The following is a 23,308-nucleotide window of genomic DNA, read 5'->3' on the forward strand; positions in this document are numbered from 1 at the left end:
CGTTACTGTCCCTTACGCTCGGCGCGGCGCACCGCGCTCGGCACTTCGATCTCGATCCGCGCCGGCAGCTGGTGCACGTGCAGTTCCTTGTTGATCCACTCGGCGGCTTCGCCGTTGACCGTCGCCTCGCCCGGATCACCCGCGTACGGCCATGGCAGCACCACGCCCCCCACCGGCGGCACCAGGCCCGGCTGCACCTCCAGCACCAGCTGCTTGTCGCTGCGCTGCAGGCGGTAATTGAGCTGGCCCTGTGGGGTACGCAAGCCCTGCACCGCGACACCCTCGCCCTGCAGCCACGCACTCGGTACGCCGGCGGCCAGCACCAGCGCATCGTCCATGTCACGGTTGTAGGCGAACATGTCCAGGGCCGAGCGCACGAAGTCCGAGGCCACCCAGGCATGCGGCAGGTCACCGACGAAGAACGGCTTGCGCGGCGTGCGCGAGACCACTTCGGCCCACTGGTTCCAGGCCTGCGGTGCGCGGTCCTTGAAGAAGAACTCGGTGGCCTGCCAGGCGCGGTCGCGCCAGCCCAGGCGCACGAACGCGGCCACGTTGCGCCACTCGTACGGGGTGTAGTCCTTCCACTCGCGCTTGCCATCGCGCCGCGCGACGAACTCGTTCCAGTAGCGTTCGAAGGTCGCCTCCAGTGCCTGCTGCGGCAGCCTGCCCTGCTCGCCGCCCGGGGCCAGTGCGATGGTGGTCGACGTCGCGTCGAAGTCACCCAGCTCGGCCGAGCCCGGCAGGTAGTCAATGCGGTGCTGCTGCATCGCCGACTGCAACGAGGCCTGCAGGTCATCCCGGAACTGGTCGCGCGATTCGGCCATCTGCATCGCCTCGACCTTGCCCAGCTGGGTCGCCAGCAGCGCCGCGTCCTTGTAGCCGCGCAACGCCCAGAAGTTGTCCCAGTACGAGTGCATCGGCTTGGCCGAATAGCCTTCGTGGCTGATCGAGGCCGGCATCATCCCGTAGAACGCCGGGTTGCGCGCGCGATTCTCTTCGGTGCGCTCGCTGGCGCGCAACTGCTCCATGTAGGTGTAAGCACCCTGCACGTGCGGCCACATCAGCTCGGTGAAGGTGCTGTCGCCGGTGTAACGCCCGTACTCGGCGATGCTGTAGATCAGCTCGCCATGGCTGTCGTTCTCCGGCACCGGATCACTGCCGCGCGCATCGACGCAGCACGGCACCTTGCCGTTCTCGAACTGGTACGGCGCATACCAGTTGATGTAATCGCGCACCGCATCGCTGCGGCCCATGCGCAGCAGGCCTTCGGAAATCATCGCGCCATCGCGGATCCAGCTGCGCGCATACGAACGCGTGCCCGGCTGCAGCCGCGGCCCGACCCGCGAGATCAGCATGTGCGCGACCGCCGTGCGCAGGGTGTCGACCAGCGGTTGGCCTGCAGCGGGCACCTGCAGCGAGACCACGCCCAGCTTCTTGCGCCATTGTTCGGCCACCTGCGCCTGCGCCTTGGCCACGTCCAGCGCCTGCGGCGCCCAGCCACCGGTCTGCGGCAGCACCACCGCCACTTCACGGCTCTGGCCGGGCTCCAGCTTGATCGTGTACATCAGCGCACCCGACGCCATGCCGGTGCTGTCCTTCACCGCCGTGGTCGCCGGATACGTGCCGCTTTCCAGATGCATCGCATCGAGCTTGCCATCGAACGTACTGGCAAAGCGCGCGTCCGGCACCTGCAGCGGGTAGATGCGCGGCTCACCGTTGACCCGCACCAGCTGCTCGCCCACATCCAGTGCATCGATGCGGCTGAAGCCACCGACGGTGTTGAGGAACTGCGTGGGCGGATTGACCTGCCACGGACGGATCGCCAGTGCCAGGGAGTATTCGTGTGCGACCTTGTCCGGATTGCTCAGCCGGTAGCGGCCGATCAGCTGCGCACGCTCCGGCGTGCCCTGCACGAAGCCGGTCACCGCCAGGCCGACTTTTTCATGCACCCAATCGACGTTGGCGATCGGCAGGTAATGATCCTGCAGCGACTGGGTGATGGCCACCTTCGACCAGTCCAGCAGCTTGCCATCGAGGCGGATGAACGGTTCGATGCTGAAGCTGCCCTTGGCCGGCTCCAGTGCGCCGTCCTCGCTGATCAGCGCCTGTTCCTGGCCGCCATCGAGGCCGAGCAGGGTCCAGTACGGCTGCTCGCCCACGTAGGCACGTGGCAGCGAGCCGCGTGGCAGGTCGGCGGCGACCGAGGACAGGAAAGCGTTCGGGGTGGCGGCAAAGGCCAGCGGCTTGAGCGTGATGTCACGGATGCCATAGCGCCAGTTCGGGCCGTCCTGCAGATCGAAGCGCAGGTAACGCGCATCGGTGTCCGGCAGCGCCAGCCAGTCGCGACCACCGGCACCGCTGGTCACTTCACGCACGGTGCGCCAGTCACGGCCATCCTCGGAGGTGCGTACGGTATAGCGGCGGGCTTCCAGATTCGGCAGCCAGTCGATCACCGCACCGCCGATCTCGCGGCTCTTGTGCAGGTCCAGGCTGATGGTCTGCTGCTTGACGCCACCACTGATCCAGAACGTATCGCTCTTGCCGTCGATCATGCGGTCCTGCAGCGCGGTGGCGGTATCGGCAATCACCGACGGCACCAGCGCCGAGTCATCCTGTGCTGGCAGGCCCTGAAGGGTCAGCTTGTCGAAGCACACCGTGCCGCGGCCGCCGACCTTGCTGTAGATCGTGAACTCGATCGCAGCACTGCGTGCCATTTCCTTCTCGGGCGAGGGACCCCACGCCTTGTCGATCTGGCGGCGGCGGTACTCGACCGGCGTCCACGCCTTGGGGAAGCTGTAGCCGGGCCGGTTGACCCACCAGACGTTGTCGCCGCTGGCATCGATCAGCTTGAACTGCAGGTCGTTGCCCGGCGATTCGCCGCGCAGCTGGAAACCGAAGCGGTAATTGACCGGGTATTCGATATCCAGCGCGCGGCGGATGCCGACGTAGCCGGAGACATCGTGGAAGTCATAGTCCAGGCACAACGCGCGGCCACCACCGGCGCCGCTGACCGGCCGCAGCGAACCGCTGACCTGGTCGGACAGCACCAGCTTCCAGGCGGCGATGTCGTCGAAGTCGTCCAGCACCTTCGGTGCCGGCAGCGCCGGTGGCGCGGCGATCGCCAGGGAGGTCCACAACAGGCCCAGTCCAACGGCGATCGCTCGCTTCATCCCTTGACGCTCCCCAGCAACAGACCTTGGATGTAGTACCGCTGCAGCACCAGGAACAGCGCCAGCACCGGAACCACGGTGACCACCGCGCCGGCCATCATCATTTCCACGTCCATGATGTGCTCGCGCGAGAGGGTGGCCAGCGCCACCGGCAAAGTGTAGTGCTCCTGATCGGTCAACACGATCAACGGCCACATGAAATCGTTCCATGCACCCATGAAGGTGAAGATCGCCAGGGTCACCAGCACCGGCTTGAGCATCGGCAGCACGATCTGGAAGAAGATGCGCAGCTCCCCTGCCCCGTCGATGCGGGCCGCTTCCAGCAGTTCGTCCGGAATCGAACGCGCGTACTGGCGCACCAGGAAGATGCCGAACACGCTGGCCAGCGCCGGCACGATCACGCCACCGAAGCTGTTGACCAGGCCCAGCTGCTTCATCAGCAGGAACAGCGGCAGCATCGCCACCTGCGCCGGAATCACCAGCGCCGCCATCAGCACCTGGAACAGGCGCTCGCGGCCGACGAAATTCAGCTTGGCGAAGGCATAGCCGGCCATCGTGTTGAGCAGCAGCGAACCCAGGGTGATGCCGACCGACACCAGCAGGCTGTTGGCGAAGTTGCCGCCCATGCCGGTGCGCGCGAACAACTCATGGTAGTTGCGCGTGGTGATGCTCGATGGCAGCAGCGGCGGCGGGAAGTGGGTCGCCTCGCCCTGCGGCATGAACGAGACCGAGAGCATCCACAGCAGCGGTGCCAGGCTGACCAGGGCCAGCACCAGCAACGCACCATTGATCAACCATGGGTACCAGCGCGACTGGCCGATTTCACGACTCATACCAACTGCCTCTTGCGGCCAAAACGCAGCATCACGGTGGTCACCGCCAGGATGATCAGGAACAGCAGGAACGCCACCGCGGAGGCGCGCCCCAGGTTCCACCACTTGAAGCCTTCCTCGAACATGAAATACAGCACGCTGACGGTGCTCTGCAGTGGGTCGCCGCGGGTCATCACGTACGGTTCGGCGAACAGCTGGAAGTAGCCCGACACGGTGATCACGCCGACCACCAGCAGCACCGGGCCGAGCATCGGCAGGGTGATGTGCAGGAACTGCTTCCAGCGCGAGGCACCGTCGATGCGGGCGGCCTCGTACAGGTCATGCGGGATCGCCTGCAGGCCGGCCAGGAAGATCACCATGTTGTAGCCGAAGTTCTTCCACACCGCGAACAGCATGATGGTCGGCATTGCCCAGTTGGGATCACCCAGCCAGTCGATCGGACTGATGCCCAGATGCGCCAGACCGTAGTTCACCAGGCCGTAGCTGGTATGGAACAGGTAGCGCCAGATCACCGCCACCGCCACCAGCGTGGTCACCACCGGCGCGAACAGCGCGGTGCGGAACAGCGCCTTGAAGCGTGCGGCCGGTGCATTCAGCAGCATCGCCGCACCCAGCGACACGCCAATCGACAACGGCACGCCGATCAACACGAAGTAGGTGGTGTTCCACAGCGACTTCCAGAACATCGGCGTCTGCAGCAGGTCGATGTAGTTGCCGAGGCCGACGAAGCGCAGGTTACCGCCGTCAGCCAGGGCATACAGGTCGAAGTCGGTCACGCTCAGCGCCAGCGCCGAGGCGACCGGCAGGCCGAAGAACATGCCCAGCACGATCAGCGAGGGACCGGCAAAGATCCAGCCGGCAAGTGAAGTACGTTTCATTGCGCGCTCCCGGCGGCCACGGCACTGCTCGATTGCGGCGACGGCACGCGCTGCTGCAGGCGTTGTTGTTCATGCATCCAGCGGCGCTTGGCCAGCACCTTGTCCACGCGCTGGTCCAGCTCTTCCACGGCCTTGTCCTGCGCCAGGCCACCACGCACTACCTTCTCGGTGACGATGCGCATTTCCTGCACGATGCGCTCCCACTCAAGCACCTTCGGCGTCGGCTTGACCCGCTCCAGCTGGTCACGGAACGCAGCGGCCAGCGGATCGTTGGCCAACGACGGCGCGTTCCAGGTACTGCGGCGCGGCGGCAGGTCGCCGATGATCGAATGGAAGCGGGCCTGGATTTCCGGGCGCGACAGGAATTCAATCAGCTTCCAGGACGCCTCCTTCTGCTGCGACTTGCGGAAGATCACCAGGCTGGTGCCACCGGCGATGCCCGCGCCCGGACCGTCCGGCCCCGGCAGCGCGGCGGTGCCCCACTGCCCTTCCAGCTCCTTGGGCTGCAGCTTCTTGAACTCGCGGATGTTCCAGGGGCCGGAGATGTAGAACACATTGAAGCCACGGAAAAACTCGTCCCAGACGTTGGAGATCTGCGTCTCGGACATCTTCGGCGCCCAGCCCTGCTCGAACATGTTGGCGTAGAAGGCCAGCGTGCGGCGGAACCCCGGGCTGGCGAAATTGCCGCGGGTGTCATCGTCACGCAGCAGCGGATCGGGCTGCTGCAGCGCCAGCGACAGCTGCTGCTCGAACTCGTTGATCGGCATCAGCACCGCATAGAGGTTCGGGCCCTGCATCTTCTTGATCGCCGCCATCTGCTCGTCCCACTCTGCCCACGTACGCGGCGGATGGTCGTAGCCGGCCTTGGCCAGCAGGTCCTTGCGGTAGTAGATCAGGCGGGTATCGACGTACCACGGCACGCCCACCAGCTCGCCGTGGATCACGTTGGTATCCCAGATACCCTGGAAATAGTCCTTCGGGTCGACCACGGCCGAACGCTGCACGAACGGCTGCAGCGGCGTCAGCGCGTCGAGTTCGGCGAACTCCGGCACCCAGGTGTTGCCCAGCTGGCACACGTCTGGCAGACCGTCGGCGGCGAACGCGGTCAGCAGCTTCTCGTGCGCGGCAGTCCACGGGATGTTCTGCACATCCACCTTGATGCCCGGATTCTCGGCCTCGAACTCATGGATCAGCTCGCTGACCACCTCCGCCTCGCGGCCCATCGCCCAGAAACGTACGGTGGTGGTGCCCGGATCGGTACGGGCGCAGCCGGCCACGGCCAATGCGGCCAGGGCAGGCAGCGCCCAGCGGCGCAGGCGGTCGATCCAGTTCGGCATCGGGTTACTTGCCCTGGCCTGTGGTGCGGTTGGCATTGTTCTTCTGTTCCTGCGCGGCAGCCGCGCGTGATTCGGCGATACCCACCGCGCGTGCCGCCGCGGCCTTTTCGTCTTTCTGCAGTTCCAGCGGCTGGAACGAACCTTCCGGTGCCAGCCAGCCACCACTGAACCCGGCCCGTTCCAGGCCCTTGCGGATGTACGGGTTCTTCTTCATCACTTCCCAGACAAAGTCATCGCGGTAGTTGGCGATCATGGTCAGGATCGGGCCCTGGTCGATGGCGATGTAGTCGCTGGCGACCCAACCGCGATCCGGCACCAGGCGGCCGGTCTTGATCGGGATGTCGTAGTTGAAGCTGGGGTTGAACGAATCCAGGAAGCCGTAGCTGGAATAGATGTAATCGCCAAAGCGCTTGTGCATCTCCAGCGTGGCCGGGATCACCTGCTCGGGGGCGAACACCACCGACGCGATCGCAGCGGTGGGAGCGATGGTGCCGTCATCGAAGTTCTCGCGCAGGCCGGCGCCGCGCGAGGAGTAATGGCGGAACTGGCGCTGCTCGCCGCGATAGTCCTGGGTGGTGTTCTGTGGTCCGTCGCTGGCGGTCAAACCCCACACATTCTCGCCATACTCCTTCCACTGCATCGGGTTGGCGATGGCGTACTCGCGCTGGGCCAGTGCGGCCGAGCGGCTGTTGAGGAAGTAGGTGCTGCCGCGCTCGCGCATGTACGCGTCCTGGATGTCGCGGAAGTCGATCCAGACGTGGCTGTACTGGTGGCCGAACAACGGGCCGAAGGACAGGTATTCCTGGCCCTGGTAGACGCCCCAGTCGTTGTCATAGGTACGCGTCCACACCGTCCACGCATCCGGGCTGACCGGGTGCGTCGGCGAGCCCAGGGCAAGGATGTAGACCATCATCGCCTCGTTGTAGCCCATCCAGTCGTGGTCGATGAAGCCGCTCTCGGGGAACCAGCCCATCGAGATCAGCGGTGCACGCTGCTGCAGCCACGGCCAGTCGACCTTCTTGTACAACGTGTCGGCGATCTGGCGGATCTCCTTCTCGCGCGGATCGTCGCCGTCGTAGTACGACTGCGCGAACAGCACACCCATCATCAGCAGCGCGGTATCCACCGAGGACAGTTCAACCCAGCTGTCGTAGCGACGCCCTTCCTGCATGTCCAGGAAGTGGTAATAGAAGCCCTTGTAGCCGGCCTTGCCGGTGCGCTGCGGGCCCATCGGCACGTCGCGGAAGAACTTCAGCGTGGTCAGGGTGCGGTCGATCGCCTGGTTGCGGCTGACCCAGCCGTTCTCGATACCGATCGGGTACGCGGTCAGCGCGAAGCCGACCGAGGCGATGCTGGCGAACGGCCGCGACGGATAGCGGTCCGGGGTCAGGCCATTGATCTCGTTGGTGGTATCCCAGAAGAACTGGAAGGTACGGCGCTCGATGTCATCGAACAGCGGCGGCAGCACCGGCTTCATCGGCCGCGGCGGTGCGTCGGCCTCGATCAGGATCACCGGCGGCCGCGGCTTGGCAGGTTCCTGCGGGGCCGGCTGGCAGGCGGCCACGGCCAGGCTCAACGCTGCGGCGGACAACAGATGGCGTGCCTGCATGGCGTGATTTCTCCGGTGGTCTGATCGATGGGAAAGCATACCGTCCAATGATCTGAAATCGTTTACAAGATGCGCTCTGAAAAAACCACGAAAAACGTGGTTTGACACCGCGATCATTGCCCATGCCGCTGCCCCCTGGCCGGCAGCGGCATGGGCAATGGACCGGCACGGGGCCGGCCATTGCCGTTTTCAAGCAGCCGATGCCGCCGGCGGAACGGCGGCATCGGGTCGTGCATCTACATCCGGGCTTAGAAGCGGAAGCCCACTTCGGCCTTGATCTGGCGCGGCGTACCGACGATGTCGCCGGTCTCGTTGTAGCTCGCGGTCAACTTGCCATTCTTGTAGTAGTTGTAGTTCGAGAAATTGTCGAAGTTGAACACGTTGATGATGTCGATACGCGCATACAGCTCGGTATCGCCCGGCATCTTGAACGTCTTCGTCGCCTGCAGGTCGACCGAGCGATAACCGAAGATCTTGCCACCCAGCAGGAACTTGCCGTTGCCACCCGGAACCGCCGCCATCGGGGTCGGCAGGTCGAAGCCATTGGCCTGCGGCACGCCGTACCAGTCGTTGATCGCGGTTGGGGTGGCCAAGGTGATCTTGCCACCGAAGGTGATGCCCCAGAAGCCCGCATACGAACCGGTCACCACCAGGCGGTGACGCGGCGCGCCGTTGGAGCGGATGGTCGGATAATCACCGATCACGCCACGGTCGAACGCGTAGTGCTCGTTGATGTCACGGTTGTGGCGGGCGGTGGTCCAGGTATAGGCGATGGAGGTGCCCCAGCCGCTTTCCTGGGTGAACGGCTTCTGCGCCGACAACAGGATCTGGGTAGCACGGGTCTTGATGCCCTGCTGGCCGATGATCAGGCTGCCGAAGCCCGGCACGTTGCAGCTCCACGCCTGGCCCAGACCGGCTTCGGTGCCACCGCACAGACGCGGATCGTCGAAGAAGTTGCCGGTCGGGTAGCGATTACCCAGGGTGAAGGCGAAGCCGTCATAGGTGAGCGTGCGCGAGATGGTGGCGTCGGTCAGCCAGTCGCCGATCTGATTGCTCATGCCCAGGCTGAACTGGTCAGCGTAGGGGACCTTCAGATTGTTGTTCAGCAGGTCGACTTCCAAGCCGGCATTGCTGGTCGAACCGACCAGGCTCTGGAGGTTGCCGATACCGTTGAGCAGATTCGGGTTCCAGTCATAGCACGCGGCGTTGCCCTGGAAGCACTGACCGGTTGCCGGATTGCGGAAGTAGATCGTCGGCTGCGGCAGGGCCAGCTTGGTGGTTTCCAGCTGCAGGTAGTCGAACAGGTCGCGGTCGTAGGAACGACCGGCACCGCCGTGGATCACGTGCTGCTCGTCGGCATTGATGTCATACGAGAAACCCAGGCGCGGCTGCCAGGCATTCTTGAATGCCTTGCGGTTGTGGCCGTTGCTGATGTAATCGTTGATGTTCAGGCCGCTCAGCGCCAGCGTGTCGGCGTAGCTCTGGCCAGCGGCGGCACGCGGATCCTGCGCGAACAGCGCATTGACCACTTCCGGCGGGGTCACGAAGTCCAGATAGGACGGGTTCTTCTCGTAGTCCCAGCGCAGGCCGAGGTTCAGCTGCAGATGGTCGTTGACCTGCCAGTCATCCTGGATGAACAGACCGATCTGCTTCACCTTCGAGCGCACTTCGCCAGACACGCCGGACACGCCGGTGACCGGCTTCACGAACTGTGCCTTGTACGGGATGCTGTCCGGGAAGGTCGGGTTGTCGATGGTGTAGTAGAACTGCGGATTGATCTGCGCCGCATCGGAGGCGTACAGGTCGATCTGCTTGTACTTGGCACCCATCTTGATGGTGTGGTCGCCCGCCCACTCGATGCCATCCAGGGTCAGGTTGTCTTCGATCGACCAGCCCTTCTGGCCCTTCACCTGCGACGACATTGCCGAGGAACCACCGATCGAGACGATGGCGCGCTCCTCGCTCTTGCCGTCCGGCGCGGTGTAGTTGAAACCGTTGCCCATGCTCAGCGGCTTGGGATTGTTGAACGAATCCTCGTGGGTAACCATCAGCTCGTTGTAGTAACGCTCACCGCTGTGGTTCCAGCGCAGCGCGTAACGACGGTCAGTGTTCTTGGTTTCCTTGCCGTGCATCGGCGCGGTCTGGTCCGAGAACTGCTGCTGGGTTTCATCACGGTCCTGGAAGGTCAGTTCCAGGCGATCGTTGTCGGTCGGCTCGAAGTCGACCTTGGCGAAGATCAGGTCCTGCTGGAACGGCTGGCTGGCCGGGCCCAGGCCGGCCTGGGCATCAGCCGGGACGCGGTTGGCCTTGTTGGTCACCGCACCATGCGGTGCGATGGTCACCGGCAGATCGAAGCGCTTGGCTTCATAGGTCACGAAGAAGTGGGCCTTGTCCTTGACGATCGGGCCGCCCAGGGCGAAGCCGTATTCCTTCTCGGCCGAATCCTCCTTGCCCTTGCCCGGCTGACGCTCGGCCGGGGTCATCGCGCGCATGCTGTCGTTGGTATAACGGTAGAAGGTTTCACCCTTGAACTCGTTGGTACCCGACTTGGTCGCGGCCGTGACCGCTGCACTGGACACCTGGCCGTACTCGGCCTTGTAGTTGCCGGTGATGACCTTGTACTCGCCGATGGCCAGCTGCGGGAACGGGTTACCGGCACTGCCGGACTGACCGGCCACGCCGCCGCCCTTGACGTAGCTCTTCTGGCCCACACCGTCGATGTAGACGTTGGTGCCGTCGGAGTTGGTGGCACCGCCGCGCAGCGAGGTGTTGCCCTTGGCGTCGCGGGTGAAGATCATGCCCGGCACCGCGTCGGCGAACTCCAGGAAATTGCGCGAGACCTGCGGGGTGGTCTGGATCTGCTGCAGGCTGACGGTCTTGCCGACTTCGGACGTGCGCACTTCCTGCAGCAGGGTCGGCGCGACGACGTTGACGGTGTCCAGGTTGGTGGCTGCGGTCGAACCCGGGGTGCTGCTGGCCGCGCCGGCAAAGTTCAGCGTAGCGGTCGAGGCCACGGTGACGGTGACCTTCTGCGACTGGCCGTTGGCGACCACGTCGTAGGTGCCCGGGTCCAGGCCCATCAGCGAGTAGCTGCCATCGGCACGGACGGTGCCGCGACGGACGGTGCCGGTGGCGACGTTGGTGGCGGTGACTTCGGCGCCGGCCTGGGCGCCGGACACCTGGCCGCGCAGGCTCGCATTGGCCGACTGCGCCATGACGTTCGGGGCGGCGGCCAGCATCAGGCAGCTGACCAGTGCGGTGCTCAGCAGCCGGCGTGTCGGCGTGCGGAAGGTGGTGTGCATCATCAACTCAATCTCCGGGTGGCGGTAACCGCTCGCGCGGTACCTGCGATCAATCAAAAAAGAAGGAACGCCTCTGGCTTCAATGGCCCGATGGCGGAGTGGTGGAATCGCGAACTATCAAGCGGGGAACCAGGGTCTGCTTGTCCCCTGTCCCATCCGTGGAGGTGCCGTCCATCAACTGCAGCAGGCGCGTCATGGCCCGGTCGCCGAGCTCGGCGATGCTGACCTGCATGGTGGTCAGCGACGGGTGGACGAAACGCGCCAGTGGAATGTCATCGAAGCCCGCCAGGGCGACATCGGTCGGAACACGGACACCGGCCTGCGTGAATGCATACAGGCATCCCAGAGCCATCATGTCGTTGGCGGCGAACACGGCATCAGGCAGCGCTCCGGCTGCCAGCAACTCCTGACCGGCGCGATGGCCGGAAGCTTCGTCGAAATCACCGGGCAGCTCGATGCCCTCGGCGCCACCGCCAAAAGCCGCCAGCGCGTCACGGAAGCCGCGCAGGCGCTCGCGCGCGTCGAAGTTGAGATCCGGGCCAGAAATGAAAGCGATGCGACGGTGGCCAGCGTCGAGCAGATGGCGGGTCATCGCCATCGCACCAGCGTGGTCGTCAATGCTCAGCACCGGGTGGTCCTGCCCGGGCAGATAGGTGTTGATCAACACCGTCGGCAACGACTGCGGCAGGTTGTCGGTCAGGAAACCGGGGCTCTCGGCATAGGGGGAGAGCACCAGCAGGCCATCGACGCGGCCGCGCATGGCGCGCAGGGCCGCACCCTGCTGCTCCTGGTCACCGTGATAGCTGGACACCAGCAGGTGCTGGCGGCGGCTACGGGCGACATTGTCGATGCCACGCATCAGTTCGGAGAAGAATTCGCCGTACAGGTCCGGCAGCACCACGCCCACCGTATTGGTGCGGCGGCTGCTCAGGCTGCGGGCGGCGGCGTGCGGGGTGTAACGCAGCCGTGCGGCCACCTCCAGCACAAGCTGGCGGACCGGTTCGGCGACATTTTCATGCCCGTTGAGCGCGCGGGAAACCGTGGCCACGGAGACCCGGGCTTCGCGTGCGACGTCTTTGATTGTGATAGCTGCCTTGTTCACGAAGCCGCCCTCCACGGCTTGGACCTACCAGCATTGGCGCGGAATGTAAGCGTTTCCATCTGGGCTTGTAAACAGTCCGTTAGGCGAATGTCCCGAAATGGACATGGAAATCTGTCTGCAGCGAGCCCCCGCAGGGACCCGCCAGGACAGCGTGGGACAAGGGCTCAGCCCTGTTCTGACGGGGTCTGCGCGCGGATGGACAACGCGTGGATATCGGTCTCCATCATCGCCCCCAGCGCGGCGTACACCGCGCGATGCCGGGCCAGCGGGCCCAGCCCGGCGAAGCGTTCACTGACCACATGCACGTTGAAATGGCCGCGACCATCGCGCGCACCGGCATGGCCGGCGTGGCGATGGCTGTCGTCTTCGATCTCGAGCACGCTCGGCGCCAGTGCATGCTGCAGCGCATCACGCATTCGCGAGATCCGTTCCGCGTTCACGGCAACACCTTGCGGAACGGTCGCACCTGCACGCGGGTGTAGACGCCGGCCGCCACGTACGGGTCGGCGTCGGCCCAGGACTGGGCCTGCAGCAGCGACTCGAACTGCGCGATCACCACCGAGCCGCTGAAACCGGCCGGGCCTGGGTCTTCACTGTCCACCGCCGGGCACGGGCCGGCCAGCAGCAGGCGTCCCTCGTCGCGCAGCGCGTGCAACCGCGCCAGGTGTTCCGGCCGCGCCTGCAGCCGCTGCGCCAGCACATCCTGGCCGTCATACCCTTCGATCACATACCACACCGGCATTTCCTCGCTTGCGTTGTCGGGTCCGCAGATTCTAGCCAATGCCGCCCCTGCCCCGGCCCGGCTGGACACTGGCGCGACAAAGGCTTACCCTAGACTCCATTGCACGTGGCTGGATGCAGCAGCCCGTCGGTTTTTGCGGCCAACGCAGCCCCCGACGACCGTCCCGCTGCTTCAAACCGGTCCACCTGGCCGGGCCACGTAGACGACCTCCCCGTAGTTCCGTCGCCGCCGTTTCCTGCGGCGCGTCCTGCTGTTTGATATGTGTGGAATCGCGCCGATCCCGGCGTGTCTGGTGCCCTGGGGCTCCGTGGCATTGGCCCGGCGAACCCGGTGCCGCGACTGGTCCGTTGCAATCCTGATGTCCATTAGATGACTTCCGAACTCGCGCTCGACGCGAACCCGCCAACCCGGCCGCCCGCCCCACAGCAGCAGGAAATGCCGCTGGCCGTGGTGCATGGGCAACCGGTCCTGCAGATTCCGCAGGACCTGTACATTCCGCCGGACGCGCTGGAAGTCATCCTGGATGCCTTCGAAGGCCCGCTGGACCTGCTGCTGTACCTGATCCGCCGGCAGAACCTGGACGTGCTGGACATTCCCGTGGCCGAGATCACCCGGCAGTATGTGGAATACATCACCGTGATGCGCGAGCTGCGCTTCGAGCTGGCCGCCGAGTACCTGGTGATGGCGGCGATCCTGGCCGAAGTGAAGTCGCGGATGCTGCTGCCGCGCCCGGTCAGCGAGGAAGGCGATGAGGCCGACCCGCGCGCCGAGCTGGTGCGCCGGCTGCAGGAGTATGAACGCTTCAAGCAGGCCGCCGAGGACATCGACGCCCTGCCCCGCCAGGACCGCGATACCAGCCTGGCACACGCCTTCATGCCCGAACGCGCCACGGTGAAGCTGCCGCCGCCGGTGGACCTGAAGGAAATGCTGCTGGCCCTGCACGACGTGCTCAAGCGCGCCGAGCTGTTCAGCGGTCACGCCATCAAGCGTGAGGCGCTGAGCGTGCGGCAACGCATGGGCGAAGTGCTGGGACGCCTGGAAGACGGCAAGTTCTATCGCTTTGAAGGGTTGTTCACGGCTGAAGAAGGCAAGCTGGGCGTGCTGGTCACGTTCCTGGCGGTGCTGGAACTGGCAAAGGAACAGCTGCTGGACATCGTCCAGGAAGAACCGCTGGCGCCGATCTACGTGAAATCGCTGGCCGCCGGCAACACCAATGCCCCGCTGCAGTTCAGCAGCGAGTTCGACGACAACGACGACGACGCCAATGCCAATGCCAATGCAGACGAGTGAGCGCTGACTGCCGATGGATCAATCGCTGATCAACCGCATTGTCGAGGGTGCCCTGCTGGCCTCCAGCCAGCCGCTCACCCTGGCCCAGCTGAAGGACCTGTTCCCGGAAGAGGAACCGGCACCGCCGGGCAGCATCGAACGCGCGCTGGAACGCCTGCGCGAGGCCTGCGAAGGCCGCGGCGTGGAACTGGTCGAGGTCGCCTCCGGCTTCCGCTACCAGGTGACCGGCGAAGTGCATGGCTGGATCAGCCGGCTGTGGACCGAACGCAAGACCCGTTACACCCGTGCCACCTTGGAAACCCTGGCGCTGATCGCCTACCGGCAACCGATCACCCGCGGCGAGATCGAGCAGGTGCGCGGCGTGGCGGTCAGCAGCAACATCATCCAGGCGCTGGAAGAACGCGAGTGGATCCGCGTGGTCGGCCACCGCGATGTGCCCGGCAAGCCGGCGCTGTTCGGTACCACCAAGGGCTTTCTGGATTATTTCGGCCTGAAGCGATTGGATGAGCTGCCGCCCCTGTCGGAACTGAAGGACCTGGGCGAGCTGGAACCCCAGCTGTCCCTGGACCGCGATGTGCCCGCAGCAGCAAGCGCCGACGGTCCTGACATCTCGGCCGGCGACGAAGGCGCTGCCGCGAACGATGATGCCGGCCTGGCCGGCAGTGACACCCCCGATTCCGCCGACGCAGCTCCTGCAGCGGCTACCGATGAGCAAGCACCTTCGCCCCTCGATGATGGGCACCCCGATTCCGCGCCGGGCGAGCGCGCGGTGCCAGTGAACGAACGCGAAGACAACGCCGTCGCGATGACGACCGTGGCTGTTGACCAAGCCGATTCCGAACCAGAGGCCGACCTCGAAACCGTCGGCCGGAGCAAAACTGATGAGTGACACCCCCCGTAACAAGCTCTCGCTGAAGCGCGAAGCCACCTCCGAACAGTTCAAGCTGGAAGAGCGCCTGCACAAGGTGCTGGCCCAGGCCGGCCTCGGCTCGCGCCGCGCGCTGGAACAGCGCATCGCCGAAGGCCTGGTCAAGGTCAACGGTGAAGTCGCGCAGACCGGCATGTCGGTCAAGAGCGGCGACAAGATCGAACTGGACGGCCGTGGCTTCGTCGCCACCGCCCTGGCCGAGCCGTCGCGCGTGCTGGTCTACAACAAGCCGGAAGGCGAAGTGACCACCCGCGATGATCCGGAAGGCCGCCCGACCGTGTTCGAATCGCTGCCGCCGCTGAAGGGCGCGCGCTGGATCGCGATCGGCCGCCTGGACATCAACACCACCGGCCTGCTGCTGGCCACCACCGACGGTGAACTGGCCAACGCCATGATGCACCCGTCGTTCGAGGTCGAGCGCGAATACGTGGTCCGGGTGCGTGCGCCGGAAGGCGAGGAAAAGGTCTCCGACGCCATCGTCGACCGCCTCACCCGTGGCGTGGCACTGGAAGACGGCCCGGCCAAGTTCGACGAGATCGAACGTATCGGCGGCACCGACTCGCACGACTGGTTCCGCGTCGTGGTGAAGGAAGGCCGCAACCGCGAAGTGCGCCGCCTGTGGGAGTCGCAGGGCTGCCAGGTCAGCCGCCTGAAGCGCACCCGCTACGGCAAGGTGAGCCTGCCGCGCGAACTGGCCCGCGGCCATTCGGTGGAACTGGGCACCACGCAGGTTGAAGCCCTGCGCGCGCAGCTGAAGCTGGAAGAAGGCGCACCGTCGGCACTGACGCTGCAGCCGGTGATCGGCCAGCGCCGTGCCGCCAAGACCACCGTGCGCGTGCGCGAAGGTGGCCGCGGCAATGCCTACGTCAACGGCCATAACACCGCCGACGAAGGCCGCGAGCTGCGTCGTTTCGACAACGTCCGCGAAGACCGCGGCCGTGGCCGCGGTGGCAAGGGCGGCGGCTTCAAGGGTGGCCTGACGGTCAGCGGTGAAGCGGCGGCCAAGCAGTCGCAGAAGCCGTTCAAGCAGCGTGCCCAGAAGAACGACCGCTCGCTGCCGGAAGGCAACCCGGCCGCGTTCCGCACCTGGTACGTGCCGGATGGCGTGAGCACCGGCCCGAGCGGCCATCGCAATGCCGGCCCGGGCGCACGTGGCCCCGGTGCCCGTGGTCCGGGTGCGGGCGGCCAGGGCCGTCCGTACGGCAAGCCGAAGGGTCCGGGCGCAGGCGCCGGTGGCGGCCAGGGGCGTGGCGGTTTCGGCGGTGAAGGCCGTGGCGGCGCAGGCGGCCAGGGTCGTCCGGCCGGTGCGGGCAACCGCTCGCAGGGCCAGGGCAACAAGCACCCGTACGGCCATCCGGGCAATGCCCCGAGCTTCCCATCCGACCACGCCACCCCGGGCTTCAACCCTTATGGCAGCCCGAAGCCGGCACAGGGCGCCCGTCCGGGCAGTCGCGGTCCGGGCGGCGGCAACCGAGGTCCAGGCGGTAATCGCGGCCCGGGTGGTCCGGGTGGCAACCGTGGCCCGGGTGGCCCCGGCGGCAACCGCGGTCCGGGCGGCCCGCGCCGCAGCGGCCCGCGCGGCGGCTGATCGCTGACACGCATGAAATGAGAAACCCCGGCGCAGGCCGGGGTTTTTCGTTGAAAAGGGGACGGAGGGGATTAAGTCGTTTTTGCCACGGTGTGTGTCGAAGGGGCGAAAGCGACTTAATCCCCTCCGTCCCCTTTTGCGTGGCGCTGGAAAGCGGCGGGAGTGGTGCCGGTCATGCTGCGGAAGAAGGCGATGAACGGGCTCTCGGCGGAGAAGCCGGTGTCCTGGGCCACATGCGCGACGCGATGACCCAGCAGCAGCAACTCCATGGCCCGCATCAGGCGCCATTGCTGGCGCCAGGCCTGATAGCTCATGCCGGTATCACGCTGCATCAACCGGCCGACGGTACGCGCGCTCAGGCCCGTGCGCGCGGCCAGCTCCCCCAGTTCGGGCGGCAGCTGCTCGGCCAGCGGCAGGCAACGTGCGATCCGCGGATCACGCGGTAAAGGCAGGTCCATCGGCGCCACCGGTGCAGCGGCGATTTCCAGCACGCACAACGCCAGTTGATGGTGCGCGCGCGGCGACTGCCAGTCATGGTCGAACGGCGCCTGCGCGATCGGCTCCAGCAAGGCCTGCAGCAGCGGACCGACGCCGATGATCGCCGGCTGCCGGGGCAGCTGGGCCGACAGGGTGGCGTCGAAGTACAACGAACGGTAGTCGACTGCCTGGCGCATCTGCGCACGATGGCGCAGCCCACCCGGAATCCACGCCGCGCGCGCGGGCGGCAGCAGGCTGACGCGATCACCGTAGGTCAGGCGCGTACAGCCCTGCCGGGTGTACAGCAGCTGCGCGCGTGCATGTTGGTGCCAACCCGAGTCGTGATCCGCCAGTGAGGCCGCGATCCCCAACACCGGAGCGCCCCAGGCATCGGCGTCGAAGTGCGCATCCGGCTGCAACCAGGCCATGTCTGATTTCATATATCTGATGACAGGATAGACAGAGTGCGCCATTGCGGGCGCGACCACAATGCGCGGCCCTGTTCCTGGAGCGCCCGCATGTCGCGCCGCCTGTTGTTGCTCGCCATTGCACTGCTGATGTTTCCGCAGCTGGCACAGACCCTGTACAGCCCGGCCCTGGCCGATCTGGCCGAACGCTTCGCCCTGCCGCCGAGTGCCGCCAGCCAGGCCATGAGCCTGTACCTGTTCGGCTTCGCTGCAGGCGTGCTGCTGTGGGGGCGCCTGGCCGATCGTATCGGTCGTCGCCCCGCCCTTCTCTGTGGCCTCGGCGTCTTCGCAGTGGCTGCACTGGGCGGGCTGATGGCTGGCAGCTTCGGCCAGGTGCTGCTGGCCCAGGTGTTGGCCGCAGTCGGCGCCGCCGCCGCTTCGGTGGTGACCCAGACCGTGCTGCGCGACCATCTGCAGGGGCCAGCGTTGGCGCAGGCATTCTCCTGGATCGGCATGGCCCTGGCCCTGAGCCCGGCCATCGGTCTTGCACTGGGCACGCTGCTGGTCGCCGCCAATGGCTATGCCGGCGTACAGTCCGGCCTGCTGCTGATAACTGCCCTGCTGGCGGTCGCATGCCTGGCTGGCCTGCGCGAAAGCCGTCCTGCACAGATCCCGCACACGCCCATGCTGCCGCTGCTGCGGGAACTGCTGCGCGATCGCTGGATCTGGTCACACGCGTTGCTGGTGATGGCCTTCAACGTGGCGATGTACAGCTGGTATGTGCTCGGCCCCTTCGTGTTTGCGCGCCTGCACTGGCCAGCCACCTGGTTCGGCGCCAGCGGCGCGGTGCTGGCACTGGGCTCGGCACTGGGCGCGTGGGGCAATGGCCGCCTGCTGCGTGCAGGCGTTGCCTCAACCACGCGCATCCGCATCGCCGCAGGACTGGTTCTGACGGGAGGCCTGCTGGCCGCGCTGCTGCATGATCACCCTGCCCTGGTCGCGGCGATGGTACCGGTGGTGATGGGCTTCGGTCTTGCCATCCCCAATGTGCTCGGCCAGGCCCTGCGCGGCTATCCACACTGCCTCGGCAGCGCAGGCGCGCTGTTCGGCCTGCTCTACTACCTGTTGATCGGTGCGGCAATGGCGCTGGTCGGTGCAGTGCAGCTGCTGGCACCGACCCTCATCGCGTGTGGCCTGCTGGCCTTGTGGCTGCAGCGGCAGCGTTTCGCTGCAGCCTAGGAATTGCTGCAAAAGCAGCGCACTGTGCGCGCCTTCCGGGAACGGCTTTGATTCCCTGGCTATCGTGCGCGCTCTCCCACACAAGGCAGATGCCCATGATCACCATCACCGCCGAACAGGCCCGCGCCAACGCCGATGCCGCCAAGCGCCCGATCGAACTGTTCTACCGCGATCTCGACAACGCCATCCAGATCGGCTCGGAAAATGGCCGCCGCTACATCGTGTTCGGCTTCAGCCAGGTGATGGCCAGCGAGCAGCTCGTCGAAGACGTGGTCGCACAGCTGCTGAAGAATGGTTTCGGTGTTGAACGGTTGTTGAGCGATTCCGAACAGCACTACATCCGCATCAACTGGGGAACTGCCGCGCCGTCGCGCCTCAGCGCCGGCTGAGGGTGAACGCGGTGCCGTCCACGCCCAGATCCCAGCCCTTGCCGGTACCGGACAGGGCCAGCGAGATGTCGCCCTTGGTCATCACCTGCGCGTTGCTGGACTTCACCGCACCGGCATGCGCGCCGACCGAGGCGTACGTACCCAGCAGTTCATTGACGCTGACAGCGCCGGTGAAACTGCCACGCCCGTTGGTGATTTTCGACTTGCCGACGGTCAGGCCGCCACCCTTCATCTGGATGCGCACCGGCATGCTGGCGCCGTTGCTGCAGGTGACCGTGCCATTGCCGGATGCGGTCTTGTAGATCAGCGACCAGCCGGAGAGGTTGTAGCGCAGCTCGCAATCGAGGTTGCCAGCGGCGTGCGCGGCCGGGGCCAACGATGCGGCGGACAGCGCCAGTAGCAGGGCGAAGGACGTGTTCATGGCGGGACTTCCAGTTCGGTCGGACTGGCGGCGAATCTAACAGCGCGCGCGTGCACGTTGAATGCAGGCGCGCGCGCTGGTGCGGCAGCGTTCAGGCCGTCGCTCAGGCCTGCTGGTCCAGGTGGAAGGCATCGGCATCAAGCATGGCCGGGAAGCGCGCGCGGTGCGCGGCCAGCGCCTCGGCCGAGATGGTGGTGGTGACCACCTGTTCGCGTTCGCGGATCTCCACCTGCGGCTGACCGAGGAAATCCAGCACCGCGCTGTCGCCGGCGTAATGCAGCTGGTTGCCATCGACGCCCACGCGATTCACTGCCGCCACGAAGCACAGGTTCTCGATCGCACGTGCACGCAGCAGTGTCTTCCACGCATAGGCGCGTGCCGACGGCCAGTTGGCAACGAAGATCTGCAGGTCGAAATCCAGCTGCTGCGGACGCTCTACGTTGTAGCGGTTGCGGCAGAACACCGGGAAACGCAGGTCGTAGCAGACCTGCGGATTGATCCGCCAGCCCTTCCATTCCACGCTCAGGCGGTCGCGGCCGGCAGCATAACGCTCGTGCTCGCCGCCGTAGCGGAACAGGTGGCGCTTGTCGTAGTACTCCAGGTTGCCATCGGGCGTGGCGAACAGCAGGCGGTTGTAGACGCCTTCGCCATCACGCAACTGCACGCTGCCGATCACCGCCGCGTTCAAGGCCCTGGCCTGCTCGCGCACCCAGGCCACGGTCGGGCCGTCCATGCCTTCGGCCTGGGCGATGGCTTCATTGGAGAAGCCACTGGTGAAGGTCTCCGGCAGGATTACCAGATCGGTGGTGCCGGCCAGCGGTGCCAGCAGCGCGCCGTAGTACTCACGGTTGCCCGCCGGGTCATGCCAGCGGGTGTCGCCCTGGACGAGGGAAATACGCAGGTCCTGCATGTCCACGCCTCCGCTCAGAGCAGGCGCAGGCGTTCGATCGCCGCGTCCATGGTCGCTTCATTCTTGGCGAAGCACAGGCGCACCAGGCGCTGGCCGGCCGGCGGATTCTCGTAGAACGGCGACAGCGGGATGGCGGTGACACCCTTTTCGATGGTCAGCCACTTCACGAACTCATGGTCCGGCAGGTCGCTGATGGCCGAGTAATCGACCAGCTGGAAGTAGCCACCCGGGACCGGCAGCGCCTTCAGGCGGGTGCTGGCCAGCTGCTCGCGGAAACGGTCGCGCTTGGCCTGGTAGAACGCGCCCAGCTCGAGGTGGTGTTCGGGCTCATCGCGGATCATCGCAGCGAAGCCGTACTGTGCCGGGCCGAAGCTGGTGAAAGTGTTGTACTGGTGCACCTTGCGGAACTCGGCGGTCAGCGCCGGCGGCGCGATTGCGTATCCGATCTTCCAGCCGGTGCAGTGGTAGGTCTTGCCGAAGCTGGAGATGACGAACGCGCGTTCGCGCAGTTCCGGGTAGCGCAGCGCCGATTCATGGCGGCGGCCGTCATAGATGATGTGCTCATACACCTCATCGGAGATAAGGTAGATCTGCGTGCCACGCAGCAGCTCGGCCAGTGCCAGCATGTCCTGCGCCGACAGCATCGCGCCGGACGGGTTGTGCGGGGTGTTGACGATCAGCATGCGGGTGCGCGGGGTGATCGCCGCACGCACGCGGTCCCAGTCGACGGCAAAGGTCTGCGGATCCAGCGACACATGCACGGCCTTGGCGCCGGCCAGGTCGATCGCCGGCTCATAGCAGTCATACGCCGGGTCGAGCACGATCACTTCCTCGCCGGCACGCACCACGGCGTGGATGGCGTTGAAGATGGCCTCGGTACCGCCACTGGTGACGGTGATCTCGCTGTCCGCATCGACCTGCGCGCCGTAGCAGTCCAGCGCCTTCTGCGCGATGGCCTGGCGCAGCGGCGCCACACCGGTCATCGGCGGGTACTGGTTCAGCCCGGCGGCCATCGCCTTGGCCGTCTCATCGATCAGGCGCTGCGGCACGGAAAAGTCCGGGAAACCCTGGCCCAGGTTGACTGCGCCGTGTTCGGCGGCGAGCTGGGACATCACGGTGAAGATCGTGGTACCGACCTTGGGCAGCTTGGTGTTGGGTTGCATCGGCCTGGAGTCTGGGGGAACGAGGCCCAGAAGTGTACGAAATCCACGCTGCGACTGTGGGTTCAGCCGGTAGCACCGGGTCATGCCCGGCGGCTCTTTGCATATGCCCTGCGGCCGCCGGGCATGGCCCGGCGCTACCGGGACGGCATTCACCGCTACAATTGCCGCCGCACTCCGGCATGAAGACCCCTGCCCCTTGAACACCCCTGCATTGCTGGCCGCGAGCGGCCTGAGCTTCTCCCGCAATGACGAGCCGGTGTTCGGCCCGCTGGACTTCCATGTGGACGCCGGCGAAGCCCTGCTGGTGCAGGGCGGCAACGGCGCCGGCAAGACCACCCTGCTGCGCGTGTTGGCGGGCCTGGCCCGGCCCGGTGCCGGGCAGGTGCAGATCGATGGCCGGCCAGCCGGCAATGCCGAGCGCGCGCGCTACGTCGCCTACCTCAGCCACCTGCCCGCATTGAAGCCCGATCTGGACACGCTGGAGAACCTGCACTTCCTGTGCGGCCTGCACGGGCGCCGCGCGCGCCAGATGCCGGGCAACGCGCTGGCCATCGTCGGCCTGGCCGGTTATGAGGACACCCTTGTTAGGCATCTGTCCGCCGGGCAGAAGCGGCGGCTGGCACTGGCACGCATCTGGCTGTCGCCGGCGCCGCTGTGGCTGCTCGACGAACCCTATGCCAACCTCGACCTGGAGGGCATCACCCTGGTCAACCGGATGATTTCCGCGCACCTGCGCGCCGGCGGCGCGGCGTTGGTCACCACCCATGGCGCCTATGCCGCGCCGCCAGTGCGCACCCGCCAACTCGACCTCGGCGGTGCCGCATGATCGCGCCAGGCACCGAACCGGGCCTGTGGCAGACCGCAGGCGCCCTGCTCAAGCGTGACCTGCGCCTGCTCTGGCGCCGTCGCGGCGATGCGCTGCAGCCGCTGCTGTTCGCGGTGCTGGTGGTGGTGCTGTTCGCGCTGGCGCAGGGTCGTGAGCCACAACTGCTGGCCGCCACCGCAGGCGCAGTGCTGTGGCTTGCGGTGCTGCTGGCCGGGCAGCTGTCGCTGGATTCACTGTTCCGCTCCGATGCCGAAGACGGCTCGCTGGAACAATGGCTGCTGGCGCCGGTGCCGCTGGCCTGGCTGGTGCTGGTGCGCGTGCTGCTGCACTGGGCGACCACCGCGCTGCCGCTGATCGTGGTCAGCCCGCTGCTGGCCGAAATGCTGCATCTGCCGCATGACCAGCTGCCGATGTTGCTGGCATCGTTGCTGCTGGGAACGCCGTTGCTGAGCCTGATCGGTGGCGTGGTCGCCGCGCTGACCGTAGGCATCCGGCGCTCTGGTATTCTCGTGGCGTTGCTGTCGCTGCCGCTGTACGTGCCGGTGCTGGTGTTCGGCGCCGGCAGTCTGGCGGCAGCCGGACGCGGACAGGATCCGGTCGGTGCGCTGCTGATGCTGGGCGCCGGCCTGCTGGTCGCGCTGGTGCTGGCGCCGTTGGCCACCGCCGCTGCAATACGTATTTCTCTGAGTTGACCGAG

20 protein-coding genes are annotated in these 23,308 nt (G+C 66.1%); 7 read left to right on the plus strand and 13 right to left on the minus strand.

The genetic code is table 11. From position 1 onward, the window contains the following. Window positions 1–2: 2 nt before the first annotated feature. The 9 genes from N5D20_RS17100 to N5D20_RS17140 form a co-directional block, all read right to left on the minus strand. On the minus strand, window positions 3–3,170 hold the full coding sequence (locus N5D20_RS17100) for a discoidin domain-containing protein (protein ID WP_197578423.1): 3,168 nt from the start codon (window positions 3,168–3,170) through the stop codon (window positions 3–5). Further along, window positions 3,167–4,003, minus strand: coding sequence for a carbohydrate ABC transporter permease (locus N5D20_RS17105; protein ID WP_006378064.1), 837 nt, complete (start codon window positions 4,001–4,003; stop codon window positions 3,167–3,169). Before N5D20_RS17105 ends, N5D20_RS17100 begins: the two co-directional genes overlap by 4 nt. Beyond that, complete coding sequence (locus tag N5D20_RS17110; protein ID WP_197578424.1) at window positions 4,000–4,881, minus strand: sugar ABC transporter permease; 882 nt, start codon at window positions 4,879–4,881, stop codon at window positions 4,000–4,002. The genes N5D20_RS17105 and N5D20_RS17110 overlap by 4 nt, the downstream gene beginning before the upstream one ends. Continuing rightward, complete coding sequence (locus N5D20_RS17115; protein ID WP_197578460.1) at window positions 4,878–6,218, minus strand: sugar ABC transporter substrate-binding protein; 1,341 nt, start codon at window positions 6,216–6,218, stop codon at window positions 4,878–4,880. The genes N5D20_RS17110 and N5D20_RS17115 overlap by 4 nt, the downstream gene beginning before the upstream one ends. Window positions 6,219–6,222: 4 nt before the next feature. Next, complete coding sequence (locus N5D20_RS17120; RefSeq protein WP_197578425.1) at window positions 6,223–7,827, minus strand: glucoamylase family protein; 1,605 nt, start codon at window positions 7,825–7,827, stop codon at window positions 6,223–6,225. A 248-nt stretch (window positions 7,828–8,075) separates the two neighbouring features. Further along, window positions 8,076–11,132, minus strand: coding sequence for a TonB-dependent receptor (locus tag N5D20_RS17125; RefSeq protein ID WP_197578426.1), 3,057 nt, complete (start codon window positions 11,130–11,132; stop codon window positions 8,076–8,078). Between the two features lie 76 nt (window positions 11,133–11,208). After that, window positions 11,209–12,246, minus strand: coding sequence for a LacI family DNA-binding transcriptional regulator (locus N5D20_RS17130; RefSeq protein ID WP_032129774.1), 1,038 nt, complete (start codon window positions 12,244–12,246; stop codon window positions 11,209–11,211). 149 nt (window positions 12,247–12,395) lie between these two features. Continuing rightward, the gene (locus tag N5D20_RS17135) at window positions 12,396–12,647 is read right to left on the minus strand and encodes a BolA family protein (protein ID WP_010486717.1); all 252 of its coding nucleotides are present in this window, start codon (window positions 12,645–12,647) and stop codon (window positions 12,396–12,398) included. Between the two features lie 20 nt (window positions 12,648–12,667). After that, window positions 12,668–12,967 carry a YciI family protein gene (locus N5D20_RS17140; RefSeq protein WP_049433697.1) on the minus strand — a complete coding sequence of 100 codons (300 nt, stop codon included), beginning with the start codon at window positions 12,965–12,967 and terminating at the stop codon, window positions 12,668–12,670. Window positions 12,968–13,342: 375 nt separating this feature from the next. Between N5D20_RS17140 and N5D20_RS17145 the strand changes: the two genes are divergently transcribed. The 3 genes from N5D20_RS17145 to N5D20_RS17155 are packed head-to-tail and all read left to right on the plus strand — an operon-like array spanning window position 13,343 to window position 16,779. Continuing rightward, complete coding sequence (locus tag N5D20_RS17145; RefSeq protein ID WP_197578427.1) at window positions 13,343–14,263, plus strand: ScpA family protein; 921 nt, start codon at window positions 13,343–13,345, stop codon at window positions 14,261–14,263. Between the two features lie 13 nt (window positions 14,264–14,276). After that, on the plus strand, window positions 14,277–15,152 hold the full coding sequence (gene scpB, locus N5D20_RS17150; RefSeq protein WP_049433687.1) for an SMC-Scp complex subunit ScpB: 876 nt from the start codon (window positions 14,277–14,279) through the stop codon (window positions 15,150–15,152). Next, entirely contained in the window at window positions 15,145–16,779 is a 1,635-nt protein-coding gene (locus N5D20_RS17155; protein WP_197578428.1) for a pseudouridine synthase, read from the plus strand. The genes scpB and N5D20_RS17155 overlap by 8 nt, the downstream gene beginning before the upstream one ends. A 116-nt stretch (window positions 16,780–16,895) precedes the next feature. Here the strand turns inward: N5D20_RS17155 and N5D20_RS17160 are convergent, their stop codons facing one another. Next, the gene (locus N5D20_RS17160; protein ID WP_032129778.1) at window positions 16,896–17,684 is read right to left on the minus strand and encodes a helix-turn-helix transcriptional regulator; all 789 of its coding nucleotides are present in this window, start codon (window positions 17,682–17,684) and stop codon (window positions 16,896–16,898) included. Between the two features lie 90 nt (window positions 17,685–17,774). Here N5D20_RS17160 and N5D20_RS17165 point away from each other — a divergent pair, with 90 nt between their 5' ends. Together N5D20_RS17165 and N5D20_RS17170 are read left to right on the plus strand one after the other, a co-directional pair. Beyond that, on the plus strand, window positions 17,775–18,902 hold the full coding sequence (locus tag N5D20_RS17165) for an MFS transporter (protein ID WP_197578429.1): 1,128 nt from the start codon (window positions 17,775–17,777) through the stop codon (window positions 18,900–18,902). Between the two features lie 95 nt (window positions 18,903–18,997). Next, on the plus strand, window positions 18,998–19,291 hold the full coding sequence (locus N5D20_RS17170; protein WP_197578430.1) for a hypothetical protein: 294 nt from the start codon (window positions 18,998–19,000) through the stop codon (window positions 19,289–19,291). Here the strand turns inward: N5D20_RS17170 and N5D20_RS17175 are convergent. The 3 genes from N5D20_RS17175 to N5D20_RS17185 form a co-directional block, all read right to left on the minus strand. Continuing rightward, on the minus strand, window positions 19,278–19,712 hold the full coding sequence (locus N5D20_RS17175) for a hypothetical protein (RefSeq protein ID WP_032129781.1): 435 nt from the start codon (window positions 19,710–19,712) through the stop codon (window positions 19,278–19,280). The genes N5D20_RS17170 and N5D20_RS17175 overlap by 14 nt on opposite strands. 103 nt (window positions 19,713–19,815) lie before the next feature. Beyond that, window positions 19,816–20,622: an amidohydrolase gene (locus N5D20_RS17180; RefSeq protein WP_197578431.1), complete on the minus strand. Its 807-nt coding sequence runs from the start codon at window positions 20,620–20,622 to the stop codon at window positions 19,816–19,818. A 14-nt stretch (window positions 20,623–20,636) separates the two neighbouring features. Beyond that, window positions 20,637–21,785, minus strand: coding sequence for a pyridoxal phosphate-dependent aminotransferase (locus N5D20_RS17185; RefSeq protein ID WP_197578432.1), 1,149 nt, complete (start codon window positions 21,783–21,785; stop codon window positions 20,637–20,639). A 196-nt stretch (window positions 21,786–21,981) separates the two neighbouring features. Here N5D20_RS17185 and ccmA point away from each other — a divergent pair, with 196 nt between their 5' ends. Together ccmA and ccmB are read left to right on the plus strand one after the other, a co-directional pair. Next, on the plus strand, window positions 21,982–22,611 hold the full coding sequence (gene ccmA / locus N5D20_RS17190; protein ID WP_019336398.1) for a heme ABC exporter ATP-binding protein CcmA: 630 nt from the start codon (window positions 21,982–21,984) through the stop codon (window positions 22,609–22,611). Continuing rightward, window positions 22,608–23,303 (plus strand): heme exporter protein CcmB, encoded by a 696-nt coding sequence (gene ccmB / locus N5D20_RS17195; protein ID WP_006456616.1) that lies wholly within the window; start codon window positions 22,608–22,610, stop codon window positions 23,301–23,303. The genes ccmA and ccmB overlap by 4 nt, the downstream gene beginning before the upstream one ends. Window positions 23,304–23,308: the final 5 nt, after the last annotated feature.

The organism is Stenotrophomonas sp. GD03877 (assembly GCF_029840555.1).
GTDB lineage: Bacteria > Pseudomonadota > Gammaproteobacteria > Xanthomonadales > Xanthomonadaceae > Stenotrophomonas > Stenotrophomonas geniculata.